Below are 11,529 nucleotides of genomic sequence, written 5' to 3'. Positions count from 1 at the left end.
CCGCCGACGCCTCCGCGCCGGTGGAACCGCCACGACAGCTCGTGTGCGTGGCACTCGGGTCCCTCGCCCTCGGGTGGGACGGCCCGCTGCCGCGTGGCGCCGTCGACTTCGCCGCGGAGGTGCGCTCGCAGGGTGATGCCTTCTTCGGCGCGGACGCCGACGCGGCCGCGCCTCTCCTGCGGGCCGACGGGCGGGCCCTGACGGGCGACGACCTGGACCGGTCGGTGGTCCTGCCCGCCGGTGCCGGTCAGGCGCCGACGGTGCTGCTCGAACCGGGAGCGGATCTCCTCCGCGCCCTCGCTGCTGCCCTTGCCGTCTGGCAGCAGGACGGCACGCTGGTCCTCGTGGAGGAGGGTGTCCCGGTGACGGAGCGCCTGCTGGCCGGCGAGCGCGTCACGGGCCGGCTGGGGACTGCCTGACCGGTTCGCCGCCCCCACCGGAGATGCGGCTCCCCTGCCCGCCGGGTTCTGTGGGAGTGCTCCGCGGGTGGAGGAGCTCCTGGTCGTGGCTGAACTCGGGCTCGTCGTCGAGCTCCACGTTGAACACCCAGAACCGGTAGGCGACGAACCGGACGAAGGTGGCGAGCACGGTGCCGAAGATCCCGACGAGGAACAGCGGACTCGGCTCGGTGATGTCGAACACGTACTTGGCGACCCAGACGCAGCCCGCCGCGATGCCCATGCCGATCACGTTGATGAACACGAACATGACGAGTTCGCGGGCGGCATTCGGCTGCCGCCGGTGCCGGAAGGTCCAGTAACGGTTGGCGACCCAGGCGAAGACCGTGGCGACACCGGCGGAGACGAAGCGTGCCTTGACCTCGCTGCCGCTCATCGGTCCGTGGATCAGGTACCAGTACAGCCCGTTGTCTATGACGAACGCCACTCCACCGACCGCGCCGAACTTCGCGACTTCGCGCCAGAAGAGGGATGCGAGGCCCCGAATCCGATCCATGAGTCCTGCCACTGCAACCTCCGCGGTCTGGGGATGGACACCGTGCACCGCGGGACGGGATTCCCCGCGGTTCCAGGACCGACCGCGACAGCGGCCAGCAGAGCGAGCCACCCCGGCTGACCTTTGCATGGCGTGTTTCGACCCATTTTACGGTCTCGGGACCGACGCCGTCCTGTTAAACCCCTGGTGGCCCGCTGGCAGGACGCCTGGACGTGGGCTGATCGCGCCGCCCCTCCCCGGTCCCCGGACCACCGTCGACGGGGACCCGTACGTACACCGATGACCGGGTCCGCCCGGGCCGTAGGTACCCTGTGATGGTGACTTTTCCCGTGATAGGCGTCGTCGGCGGCGGCCAGCTCGCTCGCATGATGGCCGGACCAGCAGTGGAACTCGGACTCGAGCTCCGCGTCCTGGCGGAGGGACCCGACGTCTCCGCGGTGGCCGCCGTGGCCCATGCCCAGGTGGGTGACTACCGCGACCCGCAGGTGCTGCGCGCCTTCGCAGCGGGCGTCGACGTCGTCACGTTCGACCACGAGCACGTTCCGGGCGAGCTCCTCGAGGAGCTTGCCCGCGAGGGCGTGTCCCTCCATCCCGCACCGGCGGCGCTCCGCCACGCCCAGGACAAGCTGGTGATGCGGCGGGCGGTCGAGGACCTGGGCCTGCCCAATCCCCGCTGGCGGGCGGTCAGGAACCCTGCCGAGGTCGAGGACTTCGCGGCCGCCACGGGCTGGCCCGTGGTGCTCAAGACCCCCCGCGGCGGGTACGACGGCAAGGGCGTCCTGGTCCTGCGCGACGCCGCCGCCCTTGCCGCCGCGGACACCTGGTTCACGGGCGGGGAGCTGCTGGTGGAGCAGTTCGTGCCCTTCAGCCGGGAGCTCTCGGTGCTGGTGGCCCGGCGCCCGTCCGGGGAAGCCGCTGCCTGGCCCGTCGTGGAGTCCATCCAGGTGGACAGCGTGTGCGACGAGGTGATCGCGCCGGCGCCGGAGCTGTCCGACGACCTCGCCGACGCCGTCACCGCTGCGGCCCTGCGCCTCGCCGAGGCGCTGGGCGTGACCGGCGTGATGGCGGTGGAGCTGTTCGAGACCCCCGGAGCCGGAGCAGGCTACCTGGTCAACGAACTCGCGATGCGCCCCCACAACTCGGGGCACTGGACCATGGACGGGGCCATCACCGGCCAGTTCGAGCAGCATCTGCGGGCCGTCCTCGACCTCCCCCTCGGTGCCACCGACCCCGTGAGCCGTTCCACCGTCATGAAGAACGTCCTCGGAGGCCCGAACACCGACATCTACGGCGCCTACCGGTCGGCGCTGTCCTCAGGCCCATCGGCTAAAGTGCACTTCTACGGCAAGGACGTGCGTCCGGGCCGCAAGATCGGCCACGTGAACGCGCTGGCAGCTCCGGGGGAGCTCCTCGCCGACGTCCGCGCCCGGGCCTCGAGGGTTGCCGCGATACTCCGGAACGGCACCGACCAGCCCTCCGCCGACCAGGAATCACCGAAGGGAACGCAGTGACGAACGCCCAGGTAGGCCTTGTGATGGGCTCGGACTCGGACTGGCCGGTCATGGAGGCCGCCGCTGCGGCCCTGGCCGAGTTCTCCATCCCCTACGAGGCCGACGTCGTGTCCGCCCACCGGATGCCCGCCGCCATGATCGACTACGGGCGGACCGCGCACGAGCGTGGCCTGCGGGTCATCATCGCCGGCGCGGGCGGTGCGGCGCACCTCCCCGGGATGCTCGCATCGGTCACACCCCTGCCCGTGATCGGGGTCCCGGTGCCCCTGCGCTACCTCGACGGCATGGACTCCCTGCTGTCGATCGTCCAGATGCCCGCGGGCGTCCCGGTCGCGACCGTGTCCATCGGCGGCGCACGGAACGCGGGCCTCCTCGCGGTCCGCATGCTCGCGGCGGGCACCGACCCGCAGGCGCAGGAACTACGCCGCCGGCTCGTGGAGTTCGCGGACGCGCTCCGCGAGACGGCCGAGGACAAGGGCGCCGCCCTCCGGTCCCGGATCGCGGCGTCGACGGCGGGCGACGCATGACGACCGGTGCGCACGTCCGCGGCGGCCGGCAGGCTCCCGAGCTCACCGATCCGGTGCGGTACCCGCAGGTGGCGCCGCCCGCGGTGCGCACCAAGCGCGCCTTCGTCCTGCTGGCCATGACGCTCGTCCTGCCGGGTTCCGCGCAGGTCGTCGCGGGTGACCGCCGGCTCGGGCGCCGTGCGCTGCGGACCACCTTCACCTGCTGGGCGCTCGTCCTCGCCGGCCTGGTCCTGGCCCTGACCAACCGCACCCTCGTGGTCGGCGTCCTGACCCACCGCTGGTGGTCCCTCGTCCTCATCGCGGCGTTGCTCGGTATCGCGCTCGCCTGGGCGCTGCTGTTCGTCAACACCCTGCGGCTGATCCGGATGCCCCTCCTGGATCGCGGCGTCCGTCCCTTGGTCGCCGGCGCCCTGGCGCTCCTCATGGTTCTCACCAGCGGATCCCTCGCCTACGGCGCCTACGTCCTCGGCGTCGGCCGCTCCACGGTCGGGGCCATCTTCCAGTCCGGTCCGGCCTTCGACCCCGTGGACGGGCGCTACAACTTCCTCCTCATGGGGGGCGACGCCGGCGAGGACCGCACCGGCCGGCGGCCCGACAGCATCTCCGTGATCAGCGTGGACGCCGAGACCGGCGCGACCGTGACGTTCAGCATCCCGCGCAACTTCCAGAACGCCCTGTTCTCCGAGGACTCCCCGCTCTGGGAGGTCTACCCGGACGGGTACAACTGCGGTGATCCCTGCATCATCAACAGCCTGTACACGGACGTGACGCAGAACTATGCGGATCTGTATCCCGACGCCGAGGATCCAGGAGCCGAGGCGATGATGGATGCTGCGAGCGGGGTCCTGGGCATCGAGGTGCAGGCCTACCTCCTCGTCGACATGGGCGGGTTCGAGCAGCTCGTGGACGCCATGGGCGGCATCCGGATCGACGCCGGCGGCTGGGTGCCGATCACCGCTGCGGAGATCCCCGGGACGGATCCCATCCGCCACTACCCGCCCGACGGCTGGATCCGCCCCGGCGTCCAGACCCTCGACGGGTACCACGCCCTCTGGTACGCGAGGTCGCGGGAATTCGTCACCGACTACGACCGCATCGCACGGCAGCAGTGCGTCCAGCAGGCCATGATCGCCCAGCTCGATCCCGCGACCGTGCTCACCCGCTTCCAGTCGATCGCCGCGGCGGGGACGCAGATCGTCGAGACGGACATCCCCCAGGACCAGCTGGCGAGCTTCGTGGACCTCGGACTGAAGGCGAAGGACCAGGAGACCCGGCGCCTGACCATCGGCCCGCCGGACTTCGGCACACCCGCCGAGAACTTCGTCACCTACCCGGAGTTCGACGTCATCCACAGCCGCGTCCAGGACATGTTCGCCCAGGGCGCCGCGGACCCCGCGGCAGCGGGCGTGCTGCAGCTCGACCGCGCCGGCGTCGTCTCACGGACCCCCGTGCACAGCACCGCGCACACTCCGGCCCGGGTCCCGGCGCAGACCACGGACGACGGCATCACGGAGGAATACCTGCAGGAACTCGCGACGATCGGCGACGACCTCACCCTCGGTGAGCTGCTGTCGGACAACGGCGAGTGCTCCCCCGCCTGACCCACTGCGGCGAGCCCGACGACCACCCCGAGCCGAAGGACGGAAAACGATGTACCTCCTGGAGAACACCCTCCGCCCGTATGCCTGGGGCTCGGAACGCGCCATCGCGGACCTGCTCGGCAGGGAACCCTCGGGTGGACCCGAGGCCGAGCTCTGGGTCGGCGCCCACCCGGACTCGCCGTCGCAGGTGGTACAGCCCGACGGGGGCCGGACCAGCCTCCACGACCTCATCGCCGACGACCCGGACAGGCTCCTGGGCGAGGCCGTGGCCGCACGCTTCGACGGGCGACTGCCCTTCCTCCTCAAGGTGCTCGCGGCCGGTTCCGCGCTGTCACTGCAGGTGCACCCGAGTCTGGCGCAGGCTGCGGCGGGGTACGACGCCGAGGAGGCCGCCGGCGTCCCGCAGGACGCTCCGCACCGCAACTACCGCGACCGGAACCACAAGCCGGAGCTGATCTTCGCGCTGACGTCCTTCGACGCGCTCTGCGGCTTCCGCCCCCTGCCGGAGGCGGTGGGGATCTTCACGTTCCTGGCCTCGGCCGTCGGACCCGGCTCTGCCGCGCAGGACCTGCTCGACACGGTGGCCGCGCAGCTCGCAGCAGGAAGCGGCGAGGCTCTGCGGACGGCCTTCACACTGCTGCTCGAGGCGCCGCAGGAGGTGGTGGCGGACGTCGAGGCGGCGGTGGCCGACCGGGCGAGCGGAGGGCCGGCCGGGGCCGACGGGTTCGACGGCGACATCGCCACCGTCCGCGAGCTGTCGGCCCAGTACCCCGGAGATCCGGGTGTGCTCGTGGCGCTGCTGCTCAACCGCGTGGCGCTCCGGCCCGGAGAAGCCCTCTACCTTCCGGCCGGCAACATCCACGCCTATCTCGGCGGACTGGGCATCGAGGTCATGGCGTCGTCGGACAACGTCCTCCGCGGAGGACTCACGCCCAAGCACGTCGACGCCGCGGAACTGCTGTCCACCGTGGTCTTCGAGCCCCTCGCCCCGCCGTCCCTGTCCCCCGAGTACTCGCTGCTCGACCAGGAGCTGTACCGCCCGCCCTTCGACGAGTTCCAGCTCCAGCGGATCGTCCTGGCGGACCCCGCTGCGGATCCCGCGGGCGGATCAGGGGGCGACGACGACCGCGCGGACAGCCCACTGCCGGCCGGCGCGAGTGTCGCTCCCGCCCATGTGCCGGTGGTCCAGAACGGGCCCGTGGTGGTCCTCGCGGTCAGTGGACCGATCCTGCTGGACACCCCGAACTCGACCCTGTCGGTCCCCCGCGGGGGCAGCGCCTTCGTCGCCGCATCGGAGGCGCCGCTCGTCGTCCGCCCTGCGGCCGACGCCCACGGGGCCACCGGCGGCCCCGTCCTGGCCTTCGCCGTGACGGCCGGCGGGACGCCTGCCCGCTAGGAACGTCCCGCCCGCACCTGCCGCACCCTGCCGAGGAGGCGACCGCCCTGCCGGCGCGCCACCTGCATGCCGCGCTTCGCCAGCGGCAGCGCACGGCTGAACAGCGGGTAGAACGGCGAGAGAGGCAGGTCCCAGGTGCCGGCGAGCTGGTCCTCGTGGTGCGCCCAGCCCATCTTGAAGCGGGAGACGCCGTCGTTCAGCAGTCCGTTGAAGTCGTAGCGCCGGACCCCGCGCGCCTTCATCTCGGAGATCGCGAACCACTTCAGCGCGTAGTTCGCGCGCAGCCGCTCGCCCTCGTCCGTCATGCCGCCGTAGAGCTCGAAGCTCGTGGTGTCCGTCGAGGAGAGCCACAGGAACGCGACGACGTCCTCGCCGTGGAAGGCCGCGTACACCGGCGAGGCGTCGCCGAGATTGTCGAAGATATCCAGGTAGTAGGAGTCCTCGTGGATCCCGAACCCCGCGCGCTCCGCCGTCAGCCGGTAGACGTCGAGGCAGGCAGCGATCTCGCTGCGGACGACCCGCCGGATCTCGAGGCCCTCCCGCCCGGACTTGCGGATGTACTGGCGGTGCTTCTTGCTCATGTCCGCCAGGAGTTCCTCCTCCGACCGGTGCAGGTCGAGGATGAGCGTGCGCCCGATGAGGATGGTGTTCGTGCTCGGCCTCCAGCCTGCGGCGGGCAGGGCGAGGACGGCGCCGCTCGTGGCGTCCCAGTCCGGTTCGATGGAGAGCGCGACGGAACGGTGGGCAGCACGCACGTACCCGGCGACGGCCTCGAGGACCTCGACCTCCCGCCCCGGACCGGTCTGGGGACCGCGCGGGATGTAGGCCAGGTTCCGCAGCGGGAGCGGCAGGGACTTGAGGACGATCTGCGCTGCAGCGATGACCGCACCGTCCTCGGCGACGAGCACCCGGTCGACGCTCCAGCCGTGCGCCGCCTTCGTCTGGCCCCAGCCCCACAGCTGCTGGGGATGGCCTCCCAGCCGTTCGACGGTGGTGTCCCACAGGGCGCGGTCGGAGCAGGGCGTTACGGAAAGGCTCATCCGACCAGCCTATAGGGGCGCACGGGCGGTTCCCGCGCCGGCCGCGCGCCCGCGGCGCTAGTCCTTGATGCGGGCGTAGGTCTCCCACTTGTGGGCCTGGTGTTCGCCGTCGACCACGCGGATGGTGCCGGACTTGGAGCGCATGACCATGGACTGCGTGAGGACCTTGTCCTTGCTGTAGCGCACGCCGCGCAGCAGGTCGCCGTCGGTGATGCCGGTGGCGGCGAAGTAGCAGTTGTCGCTCGTGACGAGGTCGTTGGTCGAGAGCACCCGGTCGAGGTCGTGGCCGGCGTCGAGGGCCTTCTGCTTCTCCTCGTCGCTGGTGGGCCAGAGCCTGCCCTGGATGACGCCGCCGAGGGACTTGATGGCACACGCCGCCACGATGCCCTCCGGAGTGCCGCCGATGCCCATGAGGGCGTCGACGTCGGTGCCCTCCCGGGCGGCCGCGATGGCCCCGGCGACGTCGCCGTCCATGATGAACTTCGTGCGCGCACCGGCGGCGCGAATCTCCTCCACGAGCGGCTTGTGGCGGTCCCGGTCCAGGATCATGACGTTGAGCTGGCTGACCTTCTTGCCGTTCGCCTTCGCGATGAGGTGCAGGTTCTGCTTGACCGGCAGGCGCAGGTCCACCATGTCCGCGGCCTCCGGGCCGGTGACGAGCTTCTCCATGTAGAACACGGCCGAGGGGTCGAACATCGAGCCACGCTCGGCGACCGCGAGCACGGCCAGCGCATTGTTGATGCCGAGCGCCGTCAGGCGGGTGCCGTCGATGGGGTCGACGGCGACGTCGCACTCGGGTCCGCTGCCGTCACCCACGCGCTCACCGTTGAAGAGCATGGGCGCCTCGTCCTTCTCGCCCTCGCCGATCACCACGACGCCGTTGAAGTGGACGGTCTGCAGCAGGGAGCGCATGGCGTCCACCGCCGCGCCGTCGGCGAGGTTCTTGTCCCCGAAGCCGACCCAGTGGCCGCCCGCGATCGCCGCGGCCTCCGTCACGCGGACGAGTTCCAGCGCGAGGTTCCGGTCCGGTTCGTCGTCCCCGACGGCCAGCGCCGGAGACAGTGTGGAGTACTGGGCATTCGTTGCGTTCTGGGACACGGCTATCCTCATCGTCGAAGGTGGTCAGGCAGTACGCGGACGTATCAGTTCCGTGCTGTCATCATAGGCTGGCCCGGCGTCCCCGGACCTGTGACGCTGCATACGTACGCGTCCGCGCGGGCCCTTCCGGTTAGGCGGGGCGCCGGGCATCAGCGAAAATGGACGGGTGAGCGATTCGAGCGATGAGCGGACGACCCCGGACCCCGAGACCCGCCCCTCCGGCGCGCAGGCGGCCGTACCGGGCGGGCCGCGGCCCGGCGGCGACGCGCGGTCCGTCGACGACCTGGACGACGACGCTCCCCCGATCACCCTGACGCCGAACCAGGCGAAGCGTGCCAGCTCGACGGCCCGCGGCATGCTGATCGCGACCGGAGCGACCATCGCCGTCGTCCTGCCCGTCTACTTCCTGAATCCGACCTACACGGCCGAGACCTACCGGCGCGACGTCGACGTCGCGACCGTCGCGCGGCAGGCCGCGGGTGACGCCGGCTACCTGCCGGCCTCGCCGGGGCTCCCGGACGGCTGGTCCTCGAACTACGCCCGCTGGGTGACCGGCCGCAGCGACGGCGTCGACTTCTGGGAGGTCGGCTTCCTCACGGCGGACAGCGGCTTCATCCAGCTGACCCAGACCGACGACGCCAACCCCACCTGGCTGGCGCAGCGCGTGGGCGATGCCCAGGTGTCGGGCACGCGGTCCATCGGCGGGCTGGAGTGGGAACTCCTCGACGCGCCGGACGGCGACACCGTGCTCACGTCCGAGGTCGACGGTGCCACGGTGGTCCTGAACGGCGAGGCGTCCCTCACCGAGTTCGACACCCTCGGCGGTGCGGTGATCGAGGACGTGCGGCAGAACGCGGTCGAGGAGGCCGAGCGCCTGTCATCTTACGACACGGACGGATCGTGACGGACCGGACCAGTACAGTGGGCGGCGTGACTCAGCAACTGACGCCCGCCGCGGCCTGGCTCCGACTCCAGGAGGGCAACGCGCGCTTCGTCGCCTCCGACGTCTCCCATCCCAACCAGGACGCCTCCCGCCGCACGGCCCTCGTGAACGACCAGAACCCGTTCGCCGTCATCTTCGGCTGCTCGGACTCGCGCCTGGCGGCGGAGATCATCTTCGACCTCGGCCTCGGCGACGTCTTCGTGGTGCGGACGGCCGGCCAGGTGATCGACGACGCCGTCCTCGGTTCGCTCGAGTACAGCGTCAGCGTCCTGGGCGTGCCGCTGATCGTCATCCTCGGCCACGACAGCTGCGGGGCGGTCACGGCGACCATGAACGCCGTCGAGACCGGGGACATGCCCGTCGGATTCATCCGCGACCTCGTGGAGCGCATCACGCCGTCCGTCCTCACGGCGCGCAGGGAGGGCATCACCGACATCAACGCGACGGTCATCGAGCACACGAAGCAGACCTCGGGGCGGCTCGTCGACAGCTCGCGGGTCATCGCGGAGGCCGTGGAGAACGGTTCCGTCGCCGTCATCGGCGTCTCCTACCGCCTCGACGAGGGCAAGGCCGTGCTCGTGTCGGGATTTGGCGCACTGTAGCGGAGAAGGCGAGAATTGCCGCATGACTCCAACGCCTGCAGCCAGCCCTGATTCCAGCTCCACGACCGGCGCGACGCCCGGCACGGAGGATGCGCAGTACCGCATCGAACACGACACGATGGGCGAGGTGCGCGTCCCGGTCGACGCCCTGTACCGCGCACAGACGCAGCGTGCCGTCGAGAACTTCCCGATCTCCGGCACCACGCTCGAGCGGGCCCACATCGAGGCCCTCGCCCGCATCAAGAAGGCCGCGGCGACAGCGAACGCCGAACTCGGCGTGCTCGACGAGGAGCGCGCCCGGGCCATCGAGGCGGCAGCGGAGGACGTGGCCTCCGGCAGGTACGACGGCGACTTCCCGGTCGACATCTACCAGACCGGTTCCGGCACGTCGTCGAACATGAATGCCAACGAGGTCATCGCGACCCTTGCGACCCGGGCGCTGGAAGCGGCCGGCAGCACCACGTCGGTCCACCCGAACGACCACGTCAACGCGTCGCAGTCCTCCAACGACGTCTTCCCGACCTCGGTCCACGTCGCGGCGACCTCCGCACTGGTCAAGGACCTCATCCCGTCCCTGGCGCACCTCGCCGAAGCGCTGGAGCGTAAGGCCGAGGAGTTCAGCACCGTCGTGAAGTCCGGCCGGACGCACCTCATGGACGCCACGCCGGTCACGCTCGGCCAGGAGTTCGGCGGCTACGCGGCGCAGGTGCGCTACGGGATCGAACGTATCCAGGCATCGCTGCCCCGCGTCGCCGAGGTGCCCCTGGGCGGCACCGCCGTCGGGACCGGCATCAACACCCCCGCGGGGTTCTCGGCGCGCGTCATCGAGCTCCTCGCCGAGGACACCGGGCTGCCGCTCACCGAGGCCCGCGACCACTTCGAGGCCCAGGCGAACCGCGATGCCCTCGTCGAGGTCTCGGGCATGCTGCGGACCATCGCCGTCTCGCTCACCAAGATCCACAACGACCTGCGCTGGCTCGGGTCCGGGCCCAACACGGGCCTCGGCGAGATCGCCCTCCCCGACCTGCAGCCCGGCTCCTCGATCATGCCCGGCAAGGTCAACCCGGTCATCGCCGAAGCGGTGCTCATGGTCTGCGCCCAGGTCGTCGGCAACGACGCCACGGTGGCCTGGTCCGGCACCAACGGCGCCTTCGAGCTCAACGTCGGCATCCCCGTGATCGCCCGCAACGTGCTCGAGTCCATCCGCCTGCTCAGCAACTCGACGCGGGTCTCCGCCGACCGCATGATCGACGGCATCACCGCGAACGTCGAGCGGGCCCGCTTCCTGGCCGAGGCGTCGCCGTCGATCGTCACACCGCTCAACAAGCACATTGGGTACGAGAACGCGGCCAAGATCGCGAAGAAGGCCGTCGCCGAGGGGCTCACGGTGCGTGAGGCCGTGGTCGCGCTCGGCTTCGTGGAGCGCGGCGAGCTCACCGAGGAGCAGCTGGACTCGGCCCTCGACGTGCTGTCGATGACGCGGCCGCCGCAGGCCTGACCCGCAGCAGGTCGGAGGACCGGGGGCGTACCACGCAGTGGTGCGCCCCTTTTCCTTGCCCGTCGTCAATTTGCACCATCCGCATGCGAGTGCAAATATGTACTCCATGAGTGTCAGTGCAAGAAGTGACGGCATGGGACTGCGGGAGCGCAAGCGCCGCCGGACCCGGGCATCGCTCGTCGCCACCGCCCGCCGCCTGACCCTCGAGCACGGCCTCAACGGGTTCACCGTCGAGCAGCTGTGCGAGGAGATCGGCATCTCCCGCCGGACGTTCTTCAACTACTTCCCCTCCAAGGAGGACGCCGTCCTCGGGCATGCGGACGAGGGCTTGTCGGAGGAGCTGCTGGCGGACTTCGTCG

The 11,529-nt window shown here is 70.8% G+C and carries 11 protein-coding genes and 1 pseudogene; 9 read left to right on the top strand and 3 right to left on the bottom strand.

Translation table 11 applies throughout. The features are described 5' to 3' along the window. Positions 1–419: pseudogene (locus CVO76_RS03420) on the top strand (TIGR03089 family protein); the annotation flags it as partial. Here the strand turns inward: CVO76_RS03420 and CVO76_RS03415 are convergent. Then, the gene (locus CVO76_RS03415; protein WP_208740673.1) at positions 394–954 is read right to left on the bottom strand and encodes a GtrA family protein; all 561 of its coding nucleotides are present in this window, start codon (positions 952–954) and stop codon (positions 394–396) included. The pseudogene CVO76_RS03420 and the gene CVO76_RS03415 sit on opposite strands and share 26 nt — an antisense overlap. Positions 955–1,271: 317 nt before the next feature. On the opposite strand from CVO76_RS03415, the gene CVO76_RS03410 reads away from it, so the two are divergent. The 4 genes from CVO76_RS03410 to manA are packed head-to-tail and all read left to right on the top strand — an operon-like array spanning position 1,272 to position 5,989. Then, the gene (locus tag CVO76_RS03410; RefSeq protein WP_244186169.1) at positions 1,272–2,465 is read left to right on the top strand and encodes a 5-(carboxyamino)imidazole ribonucleotide synthase; all 1,194 of its coding nucleotides are present in this window, start codon (positions 1,272–1,274) and stop codon (positions 2,463–2,465) included. A gap of 23 nt (positions 2,466–2,488) precedes the next feature. Then, positions 2,489–2,992: a 5-(carboxyamino)imidazole ribonucleotide mutase gene (gene purE, locus CVO76_RS03405; protein WP_133082270.1), complete on the top strand. Its 504-nt coding sequence runs from the start codon at positions 2,489–2,491 to the stop codon at positions 2,990–2,992. Beyond that, the gene (locus CVO76_RS03400) at positions 2,989–4,593 is read left to right on the top strand and encodes an LCP family protein (RefSeq protein ID WP_208740671.1); all 1,605 of its coding nucleotides are present in this window, start codon (positions 2,989–2,991) and stop codon (positions 4,591–4,593) included. Before purE ends, CVO76_RS03400 begins: the two co-directional genes overlap by 4 nt. Before the next feature lie 49 nt (positions 4,594–4,642). Continuing rightward, complete coding sequence (manA, locus tag CVO76_RS03395; protein ID WP_208740670.1) at positions 4,643–5,989, top strand: mannose-6-phosphate isomerase, class I; 1,347 nt, start codon at positions 4,643–4,645, stop codon at positions 5,987–5,989. On the opposite strand, the gene CVO76_RS03390 is transcribed toward manA, so the two are convergent. Together CVO76_RS03390 and glpX are read right to left on the bottom strand one after the other, a co-directional pair. Then, positions 5,986–7,029 carry a lipid II:glycine glycyltransferase FemX gene (locus CVO76_RS03390; RefSeq protein WP_208740669.1) on the bottom strand — a complete coding sequence of 348 codons (1,044 nt, stop codon included), beginning with the start codon at positions 7,027–7,029 and terminating at the stop codon, positions 5,986–5,988. The genes manA and CVO76_RS03390 overlap by 4 nt on opposite strands. A 57-nt stretch (positions 7,030–7,086) precedes the next feature. Continuing rightward, positions 7,087–8,139, bottom strand: a complete 1,053-nt coding sequence (glpX, locus tag CVO76_RS03385; protein WP_133082009.1) for a class II fructose-bisphosphatase — start codon at positions 8,137–8,139, stop codon at positions 7,087–7,089. 154 nt (positions 8,140–8,293) lie between these two features. Between glpX and CVO76_RS03380 the strand changes: the two genes are divergently transcribed. The 4 genes from CVO76_RS03380 to CVO76_RS03365 form a co-directional block, all read left to right on the top strand. Next, positions 8,294–9,031: a DUF4245 domain-containing protein gene (locus CVO76_RS03380; protein WP_244186168.1), complete on the top strand. Its 738-nt coding sequence runs from the start codon at positions 8,294–8,296 to the stop codon at positions 9,029–9,031. 26 nt (positions 9,032–9,057) lie between these two features. Beyond that, a complete protein-coding gene (locus tag CVO76_RS03375) occupies positions 9,058–9,672 on the top strand; it encodes a carbonic anhydrase (RefSeq protein WP_133082007.1) in 615 nt (204 codons plus the stop codon). Positions 9,673–9,694: 22 nt separating this feature from the next. Next, a complete protein-coding gene (locus tag CVO76_RS03370; protein WP_133082006.1) occupies positions 9,695–11,170 on the top strand; it encodes a class II fumarate hydratase in 1,476 nt (491 codons plus the stop codon). A 106-nt stretch (positions 11,171–11,276) separates the two neighbouring features. Continuing rightward, positions 11,277–11,529: TetR/AcrR family transcriptional regulator (locus CVO76_RS03365; protein WP_208740668.1), on the top strand; the 253-nt coding region annotated here is incomplete at its 3' end.

The sequence above is a fragment of the Arthrobacter agilis genome (genome assembly GCF_002953615.1).
GTDB lineage: Bacteria > Actinomycetota > Actinomycetes > Actinomycetales > Micrococcaceae > Arthrobacter_D > Arthrobacter_D agilis_B.
This window is presented reverse-complemented; position numbering and strand designations above follow the sequence as displayed.